15 protein-coding genes are annotated in these 18,065 nt (G+C 71.6%); 6 read left to right on the top strand and 9 right to left on the bottom strand.

The genetic code is table 11. The features are described from left to right. Positions 1 to 115: 115 nt before the first annotated feature. From ACFTZC_RS24180 to ACFTZC_RS24165, 4 genes are all read left to right on the top strand, one after another. The gene (locus ACFTZC_RS24180) at positions 116 to 1,204 is read left to right on the top strand and encodes an ABC transporter substrate-binding protein (RefSeq protein ID WP_382892983.1); all 1,089 of its coding nucleotides are present in this window, start codon (positions 116 to 118) and stop codon (positions 1,202 to 1,204) included. 85 nt (positions 1,205 to 1,289) lie between these two features. Continuing rightward, on the top strand, positions 1,290 to 2,822 hold the full coding sequence (locus ACFTZC_RS24175) for a sugar ABC transporter ATP-binding protein (protein ID WP_382893216.1): 1,533 nt from the start codon (positions 1,290 to 1,292) through the stop codon (positions 2,820 to 2,822). Next, positions 2,815 to 3,789 (top strand): ABC transporter permease, encoded by a 975-nt coding sequence (locus ACFTZC_RS24170; protein ID WP_382892980.1) that lies wholly within the window; start codon positions 2,815 to 2,817, stop codon positions 3,787 to 3,789. The genes ACFTZC_RS24175 and ACFTZC_RS24170 overlap by 8 nt, the downstream gene beginning before the upstream one ends. A 5-nt stretch (positions 3,790 to 3,794) precedes the next feature. Continuing rightward, the gene (locus tag ACFTZC_RS24165) at positions 3,795 to 4,805 is read left to right on the top strand and encodes an ABC transporter permease (protein WP_382893214.1); all 1,011 of its coding nucleotides are present in this window, start codon (positions 3,795 to 3,797) and stop codon (positions 4,803 to 4,805) included. A 21-nt stretch (positions 4,806 to 4,826) separates the two neighbouring features. On the opposite strand, the gene glgC is transcribed toward ACFTZC_RS24165, so the two are convergent. Next, complete coding sequence (gene glgC / locus ACFTZC_RS24160; protein WP_382892978.1) at positions 4,827 to 6,044, bottom strand: glucose-1-phosphate adenylyltransferase; 1,218 nt, start codon at positions 6,042 to 6,044, stop codon at positions 4,827 to 4,829. Between the two features lie 23 nt (positions 6,045 to 6,067). Next, positions 6,068 to 7,261: a glycogen synthase gene (gene glgA / locus ACFTZC_RS24155; RefSeq protein ID WP_382892976.1), complete on the bottom strand. Its 1,194-nt coding sequence runs from the start codon at positions 7,259 to 7,261 to the stop codon at positions 6,068 to 6,070. Between the two features lie 327 nt (positions 7,262 to 7,588). Between glgA and ACFTZC_RS24150 the strand changes: the two genes are divergently transcribed. After that, positions 7,589 to 8,611 (top strand): DMT family transporter, encoded by a 1,023-nt coding sequence (locus tag ACFTZC_RS24150; protein ID WP_382892974.1) that lies wholly within the window; start codon positions 7,589 to 7,591, stop codon positions 8,609 to 8,611. Here ACFTZC_RS24150 and ACFTZC_RS24145 read toward each other — a convergent pair. The 7 genes from ACFTZC_RS24145 to ACFTZC_RS24115 form a co-directional block, all read right to left on the bottom strand. After that, positions 8,492 to 9,802, bottom strand: coding sequence for a transglycosylase family protein (locus tag ACFTZC_RS24145; protein WP_382892972.1), 1,311 nt, complete (start codon positions 9,800 to 9,802; stop codon positions 8,492 to 8,494). The two genes, ACFTZC_RS24150 and ACFTZC_RS24145, sit on opposite strands and share 120 nt — an antisense overlap. 249 nt (positions 9,803 to 10,051) lie before the next feature. Further along, positions 10,052 to 10,981, bottom strand: coding sequence for a PfkB family carbohydrate kinase (locus ACFTZC_RS24140; RefSeq protein ID WP_382892970.1), 930 nt, complete (start codon positions 10,979 to 10,981; stop codon positions 10,052 to 10,054). After that, positions 10,978 to 11,967: a zinc-dependent alcohol dehydrogenase family protein gene (locus tag ACFTZC_RS24135; protein ID WP_365812567.1), complete on the bottom strand. Its 990-nt coding sequence runs from the start codon at positions 11,965 to 11,967 to the stop codon at positions 10,978 to 10,980. Before ACFTZC_RS24135 ends, ACFTZC_RS24140 begins: the two co-directional genes overlap by 4 nt. Further along, entirely contained in the window at positions 11,967 to 12,866 is a 900-nt protein-coding gene (locus tag ACFTZC_RS24130) for a carbohydrate ABC transporter permease (RefSeq protein WP_382892968.1), read from the bottom strand. The genes ACFTZC_RS24135 and ACFTZC_RS24130 overlap by 1 nt, the downstream gene beginning before the upstream one ends. Further along, positions 12,863 to 13,843 (bottom strand): carbohydrate ABC transporter permease, encoded by a 981-nt coding sequence (locus tag ACFTZC_RS24125; protein ID WP_382892966.1) that lies wholly within the window; start codon positions 13,841 to 13,843, stop codon positions 12,863 to 12,865. The genes ACFTZC_RS24130 and ACFTZC_RS24125 overlap by 4 nt, the downstream gene beginning before the upstream one ends. After that, on the bottom strand, positions 13,840 to 15,201 hold the full coding sequence (locus ACFTZC_RS24120) for an ABC transporter substrate-binding protein (RefSeq protein WP_382892964.1): 1,362 nt from the start codon (positions 15,199 to 15,201) through the stop codon (positions 13,840 to 13,842). The genes ACFTZC_RS24125 and ACFTZC_RS24120 overlap by 4 nt, the downstream gene beginning before the upstream one ends. Positions 15,202 to 15,348: 147 nt before the next feature. Beyond that, complete coding sequence (locus ACFTZC_RS24115) at positions 15,349 to 16,110, bottom strand: DeoR/GlpR family DNA-binding transcription regulator (protein ID WP_382892962.1); 762 nt, start codon at positions 16,108 to 16,110, stop codon at positions 15,349 to 15,351. A 439-nt stretch (positions 16,111 to 16,549) separates the two neighbouring features. Between ACFTZC_RS24115 and gndA the strand changes: the two genes are divergently transcribed. After that, complete coding sequence (gene gndA / locus ACFTZC_RS24110) at positions 16,550 to 17,992, top strand: NADP-dependent phosphogluconate dehydrogenase (RefSeq protein WP_382892959.1); 1,443 nt, start codon at positions 16,550 to 16,552, stop codon at positions 17,990 to 17,992. Positions 17,993 to 18,065: the final 73 nt, after the last annotated feature.

Genomic DNA, 18,065 nt, shown 5'->3' with positions numbered 1-18,065 from the left:
CGATGTAAAAACCCTTCCGAACGAGCGCAGCAGACCGTGCAGACCAGCAGACCGTACGAGCCGATCTCCCGGGCGGTGTTCGCGCGCCGGGGCCGTGCCGAGATGGGGTTCCGCCATGAAGTCCTCCGCCCGCTCCACCACCACGACCGTCCTCGCCGCGAGCCTCGTCGCCGCACTCGCCCTGACGGGCTGCGCCAAGTCGGAGGAGGACGCCGCCGGTGACAGCGCGACGGCGACCGCCGCCGGAGGCGGCGACCAGGTGGTCGCCTCCCCCGGCGCCGGGGCCGACAAGACCTGCACCCTCGAACAGTTCGGCGGCGAGAAGCTGGACCTCTCGGGCGCGACCGTCGGCTTCTCCCAGTCCGAGAAGGAGGCCAACCCCTTCCGGATCGCGGAGACTGCCTCCATCGAGGCGGAGGCGGCCGACCGGGGGGTGAAGCTCCTCACGGCCAACGCCCAGTCGCAGTTCTCCAAGCAGATCAGCGATGTCCAGGACCTGATCGCCAAGGGCGCGGACCTGCTGGTCATCGCCCCGCTCAACTCGGACGGCTGGGGCCCGGTGCTGCGTTCGGCGGCGGCGAAGAAGATCCCGATCGTCACCATCGACCGGAAGATCAACGCGACGGCCTGCAAGGACTACGTGAGCTTCATCGGCTCGGACTTCATCGAGCAGGGCAAGCGCGCGGCGGACCGGATGATCGAGGCCACCGGCGGCAAGGGCAAGGTCGCCATTCTGCTCGGCACCGCCGGGAACAACGTCACCACGGAACGCACCAAGGGGTTCAAGGACCGGATCGCCGCCGAGGCCCCGGGGCTCCAGGTGGCGTTCGAACAGACCGGCGAGTTCGCCCGGGAGAAGGGCCAGCAGGTCACCGAGCAGCTCATCCAGTCCAACCCGGACATCACCGGGATCTACGCCGAGAACGACGAGATGGGCCTCGGCGCCGTCAACGCCCTCAAGAGCGCGGGCAAGAAGGCGGGCGACGTCAAGATCGTGACGGTCGACGGCACGCGCAACGCGGTGCGCGGCATCGTGGACGGCTGGATCTCCGGTGTCATCGAGTCGAATCCGCGCTTCGGGCCGCTGGCCTTCGAGACGCTCGACACCTTCACCCGGGGCGAGAAGGTCTCGCAGGACGTCGTCATCCAGGACAGCGCCTACACCCCCGAGAACGCGAAGGCCGATCTCGGCAAGGCCTACTGACGTGCCGCCGGAAACGCCGGAGCCACAGAGAGCACCGGAGCCGCAAGAGGTACAAGAGGCGCCGGAGAACGCCGTACGGCCGCCGCTGCTGTCGGTCACCGGGCTGACCAAGTCCTTCCCCGGCGCGCGGGCGCTCGACGGGGTGGACCTCACCGTCGGCCCCGGCGAGGTCCACGCGCTGATCGGCGAGAACGGCGCGGGCAAGTCCACGCTCATCAAGGTACTCACGGGGGTGTACCGGCCCGACGCGGGCGAGATCCTCCTGCGGGGCGAGCCGGTACGGTTCGCCACCCCGCTGGAGGCGCAGCACGCCGGGATCTCCACCATCTACCAGGAGGTCAACCTCGTCCCCCTGATGAGTGTGGCCCGCAATCTCTTCCTGGGGCGCGAGCCGCGCGGCCGCCTCGGACTGATCGACTTCGGGCGGATGCACCGGGCCGCGGACGAGGCGCTGCGCGGTCTCGGGCTGCGCGTCGACGTCCGCCGGCCGCTGCGCTCGCTGGGGGTCGGCGCCCAGCAGATGGTGGCGCTGGCGCGGGCGGTCTCGGTCGACGCGCGGGTCGTCGTCATGGACGAGCCCACCTCGTCGCTCGAACCACGCGAGGTCCGCACCCTGTTCGGGGTGATCAGGATGCTCACGGAGCGCGGGATCGCGGTGATCTACGTCAGTCACCGGCTCGACGAGCTGTACGAGATCTGCGACACCGTCACCGTGCTGCGCGACGGCCGCCGGGTCCACGCGGGCCCCATCGCCGGGCTGGAGCGGCTGCGGCTGGTCTCGCTGATGCTGGGGCGCGAGATGGGCGAGGTGCGCGGCGAGGGGCTTACCAAATTCTCCGGCGGGCACGACACGGGCGGCGAACCGGTGCTGGAGGCAAATGACCTGACGTTGCGTCAAGTACTCCACGGGGTGTCGGTACGGGTGCGGCCCGGCGAGGTGGTGGGGCTCGGCGGGCTGCTCGGCTCCGGCCGCAGCGAGACCGTGAAGGCCGTCGCGGGCGCGCTGCCGCCCGACTCGGGCCGGGTGGTCGTGGCGGGGGCGCCCGTACGGACCGGGTCCACGCCCGCCGCGATCCGGGCGGGCATCAGCCTGCTGCCCGAGGACCGCAAGGCCGAGGGGATCGTCCCCGGGCTCTCCGTACGGGAGAACATCGCGCTGGCCGCGCTGCCGGGGCTGGCCCGCTTCGGGCTGGTCGACGACGCCAGGATCGACCGGCTGGTCGACACCTTCATGAAGCGGCTGCGCATCAAGGCGGCGGGTCCCCACCAGAAGGTCGGTGAGCTGTCCGGGGGCAATCAGCAGAAGGTGCTGCTCGCCCGCTGGCTGGCGATGCGGCCCAAGGTGCTGCTCCTGGACGAGCCCACGCGCGGCATCGACGTCGGCGCCAAGGCCGAGGTGCAGGCGCTGATCGACGAACTCGCGGGCGAGGGGCTCGGGGTGGTGCTGATCTCCTCCGACATGGAGGAGCTGATCGAGGGCTCCGACCGGGTCGTGGTCCTCAAGGACGGTGCGGTGGTGGCGGAGCTGACGGGTGCCGAGGTGACCGAGGACCGGCTGCTGGGCGCCATCGTGGCCGGTTCCGCACCCGGGGAGGACGGAGGGTCCCCGCATGACTGATCTCGCGGCGCTGCGGCGCCTGCCCCTGAACCGGGCCGACCGGGGGCGCCTGCTGACGCTCCTCCAGGAGTACGGCGTCTACGCGGGCGTGGCCGTCCTGCTGGTCGCCAATGTCCTGCTCACCCCGCACTTCCTGTCGGCCGAGAACTTCCGTACCCAGGCCGTGCAGGTGGCGCCCGTCATCATCGTGGCGCTCGGCATGGCGCTGGCCATCGGCAGCGAGGGCGTGGACCTCTCCGTCGGCGCGGTGATGGCGCTCGCCACCTCCCTGCTCTCCCTCTACCTCGGGTACGGGCCGTGGATCGCGCTGCTCGCCGCCGTGGTGGGCGGGGCGGCCGTGGGGCTCGCCAACGGGTCGCTGGTCGCGTTCATCGGGGTGCAGCCCATCGTGGCGACGCTCGCGCTGATGGTCGCCGGGCGGGGTCTCGCGCTGGTCCTGCTCCCGCAGCTCAAGGACGTCCGGGACCCGGGGCTCGCCGCGCTGGGCTCCGGCGATCTGCTGGGCGTCCCGTACCTGGTGCTGATCGCCGGCGCGCTGGCGCTGGCGGTGGGCTTCACCGTACGGCGCACCACGTTCGGCCGGCAGCTCCTCGCGATCGGGGACAGCCGGCCGGCGGCCCGGCTCGCGGGGCTGCCGGTGCGCCGGGTGCTGATTCTCGTCTACGTCGCCTCGGGTGTGCTGGCCGCGGTCGCGGGGGTGCTGGCCACCGCCCGGCTCCAGGCGAGCGACCCGACCTCGCTCGGGACCCTGATGGAGCTGTCGGCCATCACCGCCGTGGTGGTGGGCGGTACGCCGCTGAGCGGTGGCCGGATCCGGATCGGCGGGACCGTGGCGGGCGCCGTACTCATCCAGCTCCTCACCGCCACACTCATCAAACACGACCTGCCGCCGTCCTGGACCCAGATCGCCCAGGCCGTGGTGATCGTGCTCGCGGTCTACGCGGCACGGGAACGGGGGAAGCGGTGACCACGGTGGAGACCAGGGAGGCCCACTCCCCCGCGGACGAGGCGGAGGCCCCCGGCGCGAGCCGGGCCGAGCGGCTCAGCGCCTTCGCCCAGCAGCATGGGGCGCTGGTCACGCTCGCCGTGGTGGCCGTCGCCGCCTCCGTCGGCTTCGACACCTTCGCGACCGGCGACAACCTGGCCAACATGGCGGTCTCGTCGGCGTTCCTCGCCGTCGTCGCCCTCGGCATGACCTTCGTGATCATCACCGGCGGGATCGATCTGTCGGTGGGTTCGCTCTTCGCGCTCGGCGGGGTGCTCGCGGCCTGGGGCTCGCGGTACGGCACGGCGGTGGCGCTGCTGCTGCCGCTCGCGGTGTGCGGGCTGATCGGCCTGGTCAACGGTCTGCTGATCGCGCGGGCGCGGCTGGCCCCGTTCATCGTGACGCTGGCCGCGATGCTGCTGGCGCGCGGGGTGCTGCTGTCGGTCACCGACGAGGGCGCGAACACCTATCTGGTGGACGGGACGTCCTTCTTCGCCCGGCTCGGCCAGGACAGCCTGTTCGGGATCGGCCTGCCGGTGTGGATCACGGCGGCGCTCTTCGTGCTGGGCGCGGTGGTGCTGCGCCGCAGCCGCTTCGGCCAGTACGTGTACGCGGTCGGCGGCAACGAGGACGCGGCGGCGCTGATGGGCGCCCCGGTGGCCCGTACGAAGATCGCCGTCTACACCCTCTCGGGGCTCTGCGCGGGGCTCGCCGGGGCGCTCAACGCGGCCTGGCTGGTCTCCGGGGTGACCATTCTCGGTACGGGGATGGAGCTGGAGGCGATCTCCGCCGTCGTCATCGGGGGCACCCTGCTCACCGGCGGCTTCGGCTTCCTCAGCGGCTCGCTCGTCGGGGTGCTGCTGCTGAAGGTCATCCAGAACGTCATCAACCAGATCGGTTCGCTGGACTCCGCCTACCAGCAGGTCGTCAGCGGCGCCTTCCTGGCGGTCGTGGTGATCGCCCAGACCTGGCTGGGGAGGCGGCGCCGGATGCTGTGACGCAGGGCGCCGCCGGCCGGGTCAGACCACCGGCTGCCCCTTGCCCAGGGCGATGACGCCGTTCTTCGAGACGGTGTACAGCTCCTGGTCGCGCCCGGGGTTGACGCCGATCGTCGCCCCGGGCGGCACGTCCACGTTCTTGTCGAGTATGGAGCCGCGCACCACCGCCCCGCGTCCCACCCGTACGTTGTCGTGCAGCACCGAGCCCTGCACCATCGCGCCCTCGGCCACCACCACGCCCGGGGAGAGCACCGACCGGCTCACCTGGCCCCGGATCACACAGCCGGGGCTCACGATGGAGTCGGTGGCGATGCCGCCCGCCACGAAGCGCGCCGGGGGCAGCTGGCCGGGGTGGGTGTAGATGGGCCAGCGGCGGTTGTCGAGGCCGAACTCCGGCTCGGGCGAGATCAGGTCCATGTGCGCGTCGTAGTACGAGTCGAGGGTGCCGACGTCACGCCAGTAGCCGTGCTCCCGCGCCGACTCGCCGGGGACGTGGTTCTCCTGGAAGTCGTAGACCTGGGCCATGCCCCGCTCGGTGAGCATCGGCAGGATGGAACCGCCCATGTCGTGCACGGAGTTCTCGTCCTCGGCGTCCCGGTGCAGCGCGTCGACGAGGACCTTCGTGGTGAAGAGGTAGTTGCCCATCGAGGCGAAGACCCGCTCGGGATCGCCCGGCAGCCCCGGCGGATCGGCCGGCTTCTCCAGGAACCGTTCGACCTGGACTCCGTCGGCGCCCGGGGTGATGACCCCGAACGACGACGCCTCCGTACGCGGCACCCTGATGCCCGCGACGGTGACGCCCGCGCCGTTCTCCACGTGCTGGGCGAGCATCTGGCGCGGGTCCATCCGGTAGACGTGGTCCGCGCCGAACACCGCGATGTAGTCGGGGCGTTCGTCGTGGACCAGGTTGAGGGACTGGAGGATCGCGTCGGCGCTCCCCAGGTACCAGCGCGGCCCGAGCCGCTGCTGGGCGGGCACCGGGGTCACATAGTTGCCGAGCAGGCTCGACATCCGCCAGGTGGTGCTGACATGGCGGTCCAGCGAGTGCGACTTGTACTGGGTCAGCACGCACATGCGCAGGATGTCGCCGTTCACCAGGTTCGACAGGACGAAGTCGACGAGCCGGTACGTACCGCCGAACGTCACCGCCGGTTTGGCCCGGTCCGCGGTGAGCGGCAGCAGGCGCTTGCCCTCCCCGCCCGCCAGCACGATCCCGAGCACCGAAGGTCCACCACGCATGGCCGCTCCCTATGACTGGGTTCCTACCGGTTCCTGAGAAGCTCCCGGTACACGTCGTACGTACGCCGGGCCACCTGGTCCCAGCCGAACTCCCGTACGGCACGCCGCCGTCCGGCGGCCCCCATCCGGGCGGCCGACTCGGGGTCGTCGAGCACCCGGTTGACCGCTTCGGTGAGCCCCGACTCGAAGTCCTCCGGGTGGCGTTCGTCGTACGGTACGAGCAGTCCCGTACCGCCGTCGTCGACGACCTCCGGGATGCCGCCGACCGCCGAGGCGACCACGGCGGTGCCGCACGCCATCGCCTCCAGATTGACGATGCCGAGCGGCTCGTACACCGAGGGGCAGACGAACACCGCCGCGTGGCTGAGGAGTTGGATCACCTCGGGGCGCGGCAGCATGTCGGGGATCCAGTGCACCCCGTCCCGGGTCCGGACCAGCTCGTCCACCAGGGCGCGGAATTCGGCGCCGGTCTCCGGGGTGTCCGGGGCGCCCGCGCAGAGCACCAGCTGAGCCTGCGGGTCGAGGGCGCGGGCCGCGCGCAGCAGGTGTGGGACGCCCTTCTGGCGGGTGACCCGGCCGACGAAGAGCACATACGGTCGCTCCGGGTCGAGGCCGATCCGCTCCAGGACACCGGTGCCGGGGTCGGGGCGGTAGAGCCGGGTGTCGATGCCGTTGTGGACGACGCGCACCCGCCCGGGGTCGAGCGCGGGGTAGCACGCGAGGAGGTCGGCGCGCATCCCCCGGGAGACCGCGATGACGGCGTCCGCCGCCTCGAAGGCGGTGCGCTCGGCCCAGCGGGACAGCGCGTAGCCGCCGCCGAGCTGCTCGGCCTTCCAGGGGCGCAGGGGTTCGAGGGAGTGCGCCGTCACCACGTGCGGGACGCCGTGGAGCAGCTTGGCGAGATGGCCGGCGAGGTGGGCGTACCAGGTGTGCGAGTGGACCAGGTCGCGGCCGCCGAGCGCGGCGGCCATCGACAGGTCCGCGGAGAAGGCGCGCAGGGCGTCGTTGGCGTCCGCGAGACCGGGGGCGGCCCGGTGCCGTACCACGGTCCCGGCGTCGGTCCCCGGCGCGGGGAGCGACGCGGCGTCGCTCCCGGTCCAGCAGTGCACTTCGAGGTCGGTCAGCGGGCGGAGCCCGTCGGCCAGGAACTCCACGTGGACGCCCGCGCCGCCGTAGACCTCCGGCGGATATTCGCGGGTGAGCAGACCGACCTTCACGCCGTACCCCCGTCCTCGCCCGGCGACCGCGCGGCCCTGTCATGGTCACCCGGAAACCGTCCGGGCGGAAGACCGCTGCGTCGCCCGGCCGGAACCGGGCACACCCGGGCGGTCACGCTCCGCTGTGAGGGCCGGTACGGGCGGCGGCGCGGGCCCGGATCCGGGCCGCTCGGGCGGCGCCCGTGGAGGGGGCCCGAGCACGGCGCTGACCTGGGGCTACCCCTCCACGGGTGGAAACCGGCCCGGATTCGTACTACTACAGCAGTACGCCGGATTGACCTCTACAGGACGACGCGGGAGCCGTCCCCGGCGAGAGATCGTGAAGACATGAGTGCACTCGCCCTGTCCGTTCTCCTGTCGCTGGTCTCCGCGGTCGCCTACGCGTCCGGGGCCATCCTTCAGGAGCATGTCGCGACGGACACCCCCGCCCGCCCGTACGCACCGCTGCACCACGGGCTGTGGTGGGCCGCGGTGGCCCTCAACGGGCTCGGGGCGGCGCTGCACGTCGTCGCGCTGGCGTACGGGCCGCTCAGCGTCGTCCAGCCGCTCGGCGCGCTCACCATCGTCTTCGCGCTGCCCATGGCGGCGCTCTTCGTGGGGCGCAGGGCCGGGCGCACGGCGTGGCGGGGCGCGCTCATGGCGTCCGTGGGGCTGGCGGGGCTGCTCGCCCTCACGGAGGGGACGGACACCCGCGCGCTGGACGGCACGGAGCGGCTGGTCCTGGCCGCCGCGACGTTCGGCGCGGTGGGGGTGGTCTTCCTGGCCGCGCAGCTCGTGGGGCGGCCCGCCGTACGGAGCATGCTGCTGGCGGCCGCGGCCGGGATCGCGTTCGGCATCGCCTCTGTCTTCACCAAGACGGTCGCCGTGGACTGGACCGCGGACCGGCCCACCGTGCAGGCGTCGAGCCTGGTGGTGATCGCGGTCCTCGCGGCGGGCGGGCTGCTGCTGTCGCAGGCGTCCTACCGGGGCGCGGGGCTGGCCGCCCCGCTGGCCACGGTCACGGTCGTGAACCCGGTGGTGGCGGCGGCCGTGGGACTGACGCTGTTCGGCGAGGACTTCCGGTACGGGACGCTCGGTACGGCGCTGGCGCTGGCCTCGGGTGCCGTGGCGGCGGGCGGGCTGATCCTGCTCACCGTGGAGCGGTCGGCCGCCGCGTCGCGGGCCGCGCGGGCCGCGACGCGGGGCGGCGCCGGGTCATCGGTCCCGGCGGCCCGGCCTCCGGAGCGGGGGTCAGAGCCGGACACCGCCCGCGCGCAGGTAGGCGAGGGGGTCGATGTCGGAGCCGTAGCCGGGCCCCGTGCGCATCTCGAAGTGGAGATGCGGTCCCGTGCTGTTACCGGTCGATCCTGAGCGGGCGATCCGCTGGCCGCCGCCGACGTTCTGGCCCTCGCGCACGGTGAGCGCGGAGAGGTGCGCGTACTGGCTGTACTTGCCGTCGGTGTGCCGGATGACGACCTGGTAGCCGTAGGACCCGGCCCACCCGGCGGAGACCACGCGGCCGGCGGCGACCGCCTTCACCGAGGTGCCGGTGGGGACGGGGAAGTCGACACCCGTGTGGTAGCCGCTGGCCCAGGAGCCGGCCTGGCGGTACTGGGTGCCGGTGGAGGCGGCGACCGGCGCGGACATGCCGCCCGTCTTCGGCTTGGCGGCCGGGGCTTCGGCCTTGACCTGCCGCTTCTCCTCCTGCTTGGGCGCCTGTTCCTTCTTCTGCTCCTGCTTCTGTTCCTGCTGGGGCTTCTCCTGCTTCTTCTCCACCCGGCGCTCGGGCTCGGCCGTCGCCTTCGGCTTCTCGGCGGGGGCGGGCCGCGCCGTCTTCTCCGGCCGGGTGGCGGTGCCCTTCGAGGGCGCCTGGAGCACGAGCTTCTGCCCCGGGAAGATCAGGTCGGGGTCGCTGCCGATGACCTGGCGGTTCTCCTCGTACAGCCGCTGCCAGCCGCCCTTGACGGACTCCTCGACGGCGATCCGCGAGAGCGAGTCGCCCCGGGCGACCGTGTACCCCTCGCGCTGGGTCGGTACGGAGGTGGGCGAGGCGGCCTTCGTCCGCTCGGCCTTCGCCGTGGTCCCGGTCGTCTCGGTGGTCCCGGTCCGCGCGGGGGCGCTCTTGGCCTGGGCCCGCTCCACGGTGCCGGTGCCCTGCGCCGGGGTGATGTCGGGCGCGTCGCCGCCCCGGGTCAGTCCGGCCCGGACCGAGCAGGCGGGCCAGGCGCCGGGGCCCTGGCCCTTGAGCACCTTCTCGGCGACGGCGATCTGCTGGTCCCGGGTGGCGAGATCGGCGCGCGGGGCGTAGCGGGTGCCGCCGTACGCCTCCCAGGTGGACTGGGTGAACTGGAGCCCGCCGTAGTAGCCGTTACCGGTGTTGATCTGCCAGTTGTTGGTCGACTCGCAGGCCGCGACCTTCTCCCAGACGTCCACCGGGGCCGCCTGCGCGGTCGCCGCGGCGAGGAGCGGCAGGGCCATGCCCGCCCCGCCCGCCGTGACGGTGAGCGACGCACGGTTGATACGGCTCGGCTGATATCTGCGGTGCCGACCGGTTGCGGCCATGATGTAGCTCCCCCACTGGCTGTAGGACACGTCGCAGCGGCCAACGTAAAGGCTGGGCAAGGACCGTGACAAGAGCTCACCGTCGCGTCCCGGTCGCCGGACGGCCGCGTACCGGCACACAGCGTGCCATCCCGGAGCCCGTGGTGTCCCGGGGAGCGGGAAATTCGCCCGCCCGAACCCGGGCACGTGCCCGCGCGCCCCGTCCGGGAGGGAACCCCAGGGGATCAGGGGAGGAAGTCCCCCGGGGGGTCAGGCGTCCGGCGGTCTCGTCGGCTCCGTACCGGTCTGGGCGCAGACCGAGGCGGCCACCCGGGACGCGAAGCCCAGCATCTCCGTCACCTCGTCGCGGGAGAGCCCGGCGACGCCGCCGGACCGGTCCGCGCCGGGCGCGGTCAGCCAGTTGAGGACGCCGGCCATGAAGGCGTCACCGGCGCCGATGGTGTTGACCACCTCGACGGGTACGGCGGGCACGGAGACCGGCTCCGCGCCCCCCGCGAACGCCGTGGCGCCCCGGGCGCCCCGGGTGAGCACCACGAGGCGCCCCTCCCCGGCCAGCTTCCGGCAGCTCTCGTCGGGGTCCGTGCCGGGCCAGAGCCGGGCCAGGTCCTCGTCGCTCGCCTTGACGACATGGGCGAGCGCGCACAGCTCGCGCAGCCGCCGGACCGCCTGCTCCGGGTCGATCGTGCGGTCCTCGCGCACGTTCGGGTCCACCACCAGCAGCGAACGCGCGGCGCCCGCGCGGGCGGTGGCCGCGACCGCCTCGGCCGCGGGCTCCACGACGGCGGCGACCCCGCCCACGTACACGGCGGCGAACCGGTCGGTCCGCGCGGAGTGGTCCGGCAGCCGGAAGGTCGCCGTGTCGCCGATGTGGAAGTGGTAGCCGGTGCCGTCCGGACCCGGGTCGGCGACCGCGAGCGTCGTGGGCAGCTCCGAGCGTGCGCAGAGGCCGAGTTCCGTACCGGCGGAGACCAGCCGCTGCTCGATCACGCGGGCGAAGCCGTCGCCGCCGAGCGCCCCGGCGAACCAGCTCGGCGTACCGAGCCGGGCGAGGCCGGCCGCGACGTTGGCGGGCGCGCCGCCGGGCTGGGCCCGGTACGTCTGCGGATCGTCCGGCACCGGGACGAGGTCGATGAGCGCCTCGCCCGTCACGAGCACGGCGCCGGGGCCCACCTCGGTCACGGCTGGACCACGATCTTGCGTCCCTGGCCCGCCTTGAACTTCTCGATGGCCTGCGGGTACTGCTCCAGCGGCAGCCGGTCGCTGATGAAGACGGCCGGGTCGAGCACCCCGGAGGCGAAGAGCGCGGCGGCCCGCTCGTAGCTGTGCAGCACCGCCATGGACCCGGTGATGGTGATCTCCTGGTTGTAGATCCGGTACGGCTCGATGACAGCGGTCGTCGCGTAGTCGGCGACCCCGAACTGGAGGAACGTACCGCCCTTGGCGACCCGGCCCAGGCCGTCCTGGATGGCGCCCGCGTTGCCGGTGGCGTCGATGACGACGTCCCAGCCGGTGGGCCGGTCGAACTCGTCGGCCGAGGAACCGGAGCGCGAGCAGCCGAGCTTGCCGGCGGTCGCCAGCCGCTCCGGGTTGATGTCGAGCATGTCGACGGAGGAGGCGCCGGTGCGCTTGGCGAGCTCCAGCATCATCAGGCCCATGGTGCCCGAGCCGTAGATCAGCACCTCGGCGCCGAGGGTCGACCTGAGCACGTCGTACCCGCGTACGGCGCAGGAGAGCGGCTCGATCAGCGCCGCGTCCTTGACGTCGACGTGGTCGGGCAGTTTGACGCAGTTGGCCACGGGCGCGACGGCGAACTCCGCGGCCCCGCCCGGCTTGCTGACCCCGATCGCGTTCCACCGGTCGCACAGGTTGCCCCGTCCGGTGCGGCAGTAGCGGCATTCGTTGCAGTACAGGGACGGGTCGACGGCGACCTTGTCGCCGATCGCCAGTTCGGTGACGTCGGTGCCGATCCCGACGATCTCACCGGCGAACTCATGTCCCGGAACGATCGGCAGGGTGGGCGCGAACTCACCTTGCAGGATGTGCAGATCCGTACCGCACAGTCCGCATGCGGCGACGGAGACGACCACGTCGCGAGGGCCGGGGGTGGGGTCGGGAACCGTCGTGACGGAGACCTTGCCGACGGCTTCGACGATCGCTGCCCTCATTACTTCACAGCTCCAAGAGAAAGGCCCTGGACCAGCTTGTCCTGGGCGGCGAATCCTGCGGCGAGCACCGGCAGGGACACAACGACGGACGCCGCGCACAGTTGGGCGAGGAAGAGCCCCTGGCTGGTGACGAAGCCCGTCAGGAACACGGGGGCGGTCTGCGCCGTCACTCCGGTGAGGACCCGGGCGAAGAGCAGTTCGTTCCAACTGAAGATGAAGCAGATCAGCGACGTCGCCGCGATCCCGGGCGCGGCGACCGGCGCGACCACGCGCAGCAGGACGGTCGGCAGCCGGGCCCCGTCCACCTGCGCGGCCTCGATGATGGAGACCGGCACGTCGGCGAGGAAGGACTGCATCATCCACACCGCGATCGGCAGGTTCATCGAGGTGTAGAGGATGACCAGCAGCCAGATGTTGTCCAGCATGCCGACGTTCTTCGCGAAGAGGTAGACGGGCAGCAGCCCGGCCACCACCGGCAGCATCTTCGTGGAGAGGAAGAAGAACATGACGTCCGTCCACTTCTCCACGCGCTTGATGGAGAGCGCGTACGCCGCCGGCAGGGCCAGCAGGAGCACGAAGAGCGTGGAGAAGAACGACGCGGTCACGGAGTTGATCAGCGGCGGCCAGGGGCTCGCGCCGCCGCCCTCGCCGAAGAACACCCGGTAGCTGTCGAGGGTGAGTCCGGCGGTGAGCGAGGGCGGGTTGGTCGCCGCGTCGGCCTCCGTGTGGAAGGAGGTCAGCAGCATCCAGAGCGCCGGCAGGCAGAAGACGATGCCGACGATCCAGGCCAGCAGGCCGAGTCCGGCGGAGCGCCGCCTGGCCCGCCGGGCGGCGGGGGCGTACTTGTCGACGTGCGGCCGGGCGCTCGCGCGGGTGCCGGTCACGGAGAGGGTGCTCATGCGCGGTTCGCCTCCTCACTGAAGAGGGACGAGACGACGCGCAGGGCGAAGGTCGCGATCACGATGGTGCCGATCACGACCACGACGCCGGCGGCCGAGGCCAGTCCGTACTCGTGAGCCTGGTAGAAGGTCTGGTAGATGGTGTACGGGAGGTTGGCGGTGCCGAGGCCCCCGGAGGTGAGGGTGAACACCGCGTCGAAGTTCTGCACGATGTAGATCGAGCCGAGCAGGATGCCCAGTTCGAGGTAGCGGCGCAGGTGGGGCAGGGTGAGGTAGCCGAACATCTGCCATCCGGTCGCGCCGTCCAGCTTGGCGGCCTCCATGATCTCGGCGGGCCTGCTCTGGAGTCCGGCGAGCAGGATGAGCATCATGAACGGCGTCCACTGCCAGATCAGCGCGGCCTCGACCGCGAGCAGCGGCATGTCGGAGATCCAGTCGGGCTGGGTGGGGTTCTCCACCCCGAAGAGCCCGGTGAACCAGGCCCAGCCGCCGTTGAGGAGCCCGTACTCGGGGTTGTAGAGGACGTGCTTCCACATGAGCGCGGCCGAGACCGGGACCAGCAGGAACGGTGTGATCAGCAGGGTGCGGACAAAGCCGCGGCCGATGAACTTGCGGTCGAGGAGCAGCGCGAGGAGCAGCCCGAGGACCACGCTGGCGATCACCACGGTCGCGGTGAGCAGCACGGTGGTGAACACCGATTCGCGCAGGCTCGCATCCGTGAACACCGAGCCGTAGTTGGCGAGTCCGGCGAAGCTGCGCTCGTCGGGCGCGAGCGAGTTCCAGTCGAAGAGCGAGATCAACAGGGTTGCCACGAAGGGCAGTTGGGTGACCGCGACGAGGAAGACCAGGGCGGGCAGCAGCGGTGCCCGGGTGGCCCACGCGCGGGCCCGGGTGCCGCCCCGGCCGGCCTGGTGCGACGCGGCGGGCCGCGGCCCCCCGGCCGGGGTGAGTGGGGGTGTGCTGACGGAGGTACTCACTTCTGGTCCTTGCCCACCTTTTCGGCCAGCGCCTGCGAGTTCTTCAGCGCTTCGGCCACGGTCTTCTTGCCGGCGATGGCGGCACTGATCTCCTGCGAGACCTTGGTGCCGAGGTCGGTGAACTCCGGGATGTCGACGAACTGGATGCCGACGGTGGGACGGGGCTGGACGCCCGGGTCGGTCGGGTTGGCCGTGGCGATGGCGTTCTTGGTCACCTCGGCGAACGCGGCGGCTTCCTTCAGGTACTGCGGGTTCTCGTACGTCGAGGCGCGCTTGCCGGCCGGGACGTTCGACCAGCCGGCCTTCTCACCGGCGAGGGTCTCGTACTCCTTGCTGGACGCCCAGGAGATGAACTTCCAGGCGCTCTCCGTCTTGCTGGACGCCTTCTGCATGCCCCAGGCCCAGGTGTAGAGCCAGCCGGAGCTCTCCGTCTTGTCGACCGGGGCCGGCACGTAGCCGATCTTGCCCTTGACCGGGGATCCCTTGGCCTCCAGCGAGCCGGCGCCGGCGGTGGCGTCGTACCACATGGCCGACTTGCCCTGCGTCATGTTGTTGAGGCACTCGGCGTAACCGGCCTGCGGGGCGCCCGCCTCGCCGTGCTCGCGCACCAGGTCGACGTAGAACTGCGTGGCCTTGGTGAACTCGGGCGAGTCGAGCTGGGCCTCCCAGTCCTTGGTGAACCAGGTGCCGCCCATGGTGTTGACCACGGTCGTCAGCGGCGCGATGACCTCGCCCCAGCCGGGCAGCCCGCGCAGGCAGATGCCGCGCATGCCCTTCTCCGCGCCGTCCGCCTTGGCGGCGAGGTCCGCGACCTGCTGCCAGGTGGGCTTGTCGGGCATCGTCAGTTTCTTCGCCTCGAAGACGTCCTTGCGGTACATCAGGAAGGACGACTCGCCGTAGAAGGGCTGGCCGTAGAGCTTGCCGTCCTCCGCGGTGAGGGAGTCCGAGAGGGGCTTGAGTATGTCGCCCTGGTCGAACGCCTTGTCCTTCTCGGTGTACTCGTCGAGCGAGTGCAGCCAGCCGTTCTTCGCGAAGAACGGGACCTCGAAGTTGCTGATGGTGGCGACGTCGTACTGGCCGGCCTGGTTCGAGAAGTCCTGGGTGATCTTGTCCCGGACGTCGTTCTCCGGCAGGACGGTGAAGTTCACCTTGATGCCGGTTTCCTTGGTGAAGTTGTCCGCGGTCAGCTTCTGCAGGTCGACCATCTGCGGGTTGTTCACCATGAGCACGTTGAGCGTGTCGTCGCCGCCGGCGGAGGAGCCGCCACCCGCGCCACTGCACCCCGCGAGAAGCGCGGTCAAGGCCACACTCGCGCCCACACGCATGCGGATTCCACGACGTCGTTGTTGCAGTGGCATGAGAGATCTCCTGATCATTCGGGGTGGTGAGTGGGGGTTGGTGGGACGAGGGGACGGTGCGCCGGGGTGGCCTGCGGGGCGCGGGGTCGGGTCGGTCGGCGGAACGGAGAAGACGGGCGTGCCCGTTCGGGCGGAGGGGGACCGCCGTCAGACGCGGATGACCTGCGGTCCCAGCAGCGAGTACCGCTGGGCCTCGGCCGAGGGCAGTCCGGAGTCCGTGACGATGGACTCGAAGTCACCGACCTCGGCGAAGCGGCAGAAGCTCACCGCGCCGAACTTGGTGTGGATCCCGGCGAAGACCCGGCGGCGGGCGCTCCGCATCGCCTGGGCCTTCACCTCGCTGACGGCGGGGTCGGGGGTGGTGAGCCCGTACTCGCGCGAGATGCCGTTGGCCCCGACGTACGCGAGGTCGATGACGAACTCGGAGAGCATCCGGGTGGTCCAGTGGTCGACGGTGGCCATGGTGGAGCCGCGCACCCGGCCGCCGAGCAGCAGTACGGCGATCTTCTCGGCGTCCGCGAGGGCGGTCGCCACGGCGAGGGAGGCGGTGACCACGGTCAGCGGCCGGTCGCGGGGCAGCGCCTCGGCGACGAGCTGGGGGGTGAACCCCTCGTCGACGAAGACCGTCTCGGCGTCACCGAGCAGGTCGGCGGCGGCCGCCGCGATCCGGGACTTCTGGGGTACGAGCCGGGTGGTCCGTACCGCGAGGGTCGTCTCGAATCCGGCGCTCTCCACGGGATAGGCGCCGCCGTGGGTGCGCCGTACCAGTCCGTGTCCTTCCAGGGCGTGCAGGTCTCGCCGTACGGTCTCCTTGGCGACCTGGAGCCTCCCGGCCAGTGCGGTGACCTCCACTGACCCGTTGCTCCGGGCGATCTCAAGGATTTCTCGTCGGCGCTCGTCGGTGTCCACGACCACACACTTCCCTGCTTTTACTGCGGCTCAGCACCCGTTCGGGCTCGTGCGTCGTTTTTACAAGCAGGCAACCCGCTGCGACCAGGCTCTTCACAGCGTTGAGTGAGTCCGAGTCTGCCCGTTCGACCAACCGCGTCTGCCCTGGTCAGACCGGCCGGTGGGGTCGGTGTTGCACGGATCACTGCCCGAATGGAGTCACTTCGGTGCCCGTTCGGTGCCCGGTGCGGCCGTGGTCGGCACCGGAAACGGAGCCCGTTTGCGGGCAGGAGCGGGCGGCGCCGAACGGGGTGAACGGCCGTGTTCGGCGGTACGTATCCCTCCCCGGCGGCCCCGTCCGGCCGGCCCGGTACCCGCAGGTCTTTCTTGGCGCGCCCGGGTGCGGGGGTCTTTACTGTCGGGGCACGGCACAATTCGACGGATATCCAGGAGCACACGCATGAGTGGTACAGCCCAGATCGGTGTCACGGGGCTCGCGGTGATGGGCCGCAATCTCGCTCGGAACTTCGCCCGCAACGGATTCACCGTCGCGCTGCACAACCGCACCGCGTCGAAGACCCGTGCCCTGGTGGACGAGTTCGGTGACGAGGGCTCGTTCGTCCCCGCGGAGTCGGCGGAGGAGTTCGTCGCGGCCCTGGAGCGGCCGCGCCGGCTGGTCATCATGGTGAAGGCCGGTGACCCGACGGACGCCGTCATCGAGGAGTTCGCCCCGCTGCTGGAGGAGGGCGACGTCATCATCGACGGCGGCAACGCCCACTTCGCGGACACCCGGCGGCGCGAGAAGGAGCTGCGCGAGCGCGGCATCCACTTCGTCGGTGTCGGTATCTCCGGCGGCGAGGAGGGCGCCCTGCACGGGCCGAGCATCATGCCGGGCGGCTCCAAGGAGTCGTACGCCTCCCTCGGCCCGCTGCTGGAGAAGATCTCCGGCAAGGCGAAGGACGGCACGCCCTGCTGCACCCACATCGGCCCGGACGGCGCGGGACACTTCGTCAAGATGGTGCACAACGGCATCGAGTACGCCGACATGCAGCTCATCGCCGAGGCGTACCACCTGCTGCGCGCCGTCGCCGGCTACTCCCCCGCGAAGATCGCGGAGACCTTCAAGTCGTGGAACACCGGCCGCCTCGACTCGTACCTGATCGAGATCACGGCCGAGGTGCTGGCCCATACGGATGAGGCCACCGGCAAGGCGTTCGTGGACATCGTGACCGACCAGGCCGAGCAGAAGGGCACCGGCCGCTGGACCGTGCAGATCGCCCTCGACCTGGGCGTCCCGGTCTCCGGCATCGCCGAGGCGGTCTTCGCCCGTTCGCTCTCCGGCCACGCGGGGCTGCGGGACGCGTCGCAGACGCTGCCGGGCCCGGCGGCGGCGCCGCTGGGCGAGGCCGAGGCGGCCCGCTTCGCGGACCAGGTCGAGCAGGCGCTCTACGCGTCGAAGATCGTGTCGTACACGCAGGGCTTCCACCAGCTCCAGGCGGGCAGCGCGGAGTACGGCTGGGACCTCGACCTCGGTGCGATCTCGGCGATCTGGCGTGAGGGGTGCATCATCCGCGCCGCGTTCCTCGACCGGATCCGCGAGGCGTACGACACCCGGGCCGACCTGCCGAGCCTCCTCTCCGACAAGCAGTTCGCCGAGGAGATCGGCGCGGCCCAGGAGGACTGGCGCGCGGTGGTCGCCGCCGCCGTGCACCAGGGCGTCCCCACGCCGGGCTTCGCGGCGGCGCTCTCGTACTACGACGCGCTGCGCGCCGAGCGGCTGCCCGCCGCGCTGACCCAGGGCCAGCGCGACTTCTTCGGCGCGCACACCTACCGGCGCACGGACCGCGAGGGCTCGTTCCACACGCTGTGGGGCGGCGACCGTTCCGAGGTGCAGACCGGCTGATCCGGCGGCCGGCCACGGCTGAACGGGCTCCGCGCCGCCCGGGGGAGGGGCGGTGCCCGGTCAGTTGGCGGGG

The sequence above is a fragment of the Streptomyces sp. NPDC056987 genome (assembly GCF_042673865.1).
Lineage (GTDB): Bacteria > Actinomycetota > Actinomycetes > Streptomycetales > Streptomycetaceae > Streptomyces.
The sequence above is the reverse complement of the archived record's forward strand: the minus strand, read 5'-3'. Positions and strand labels throughout refer to the sequence as shown.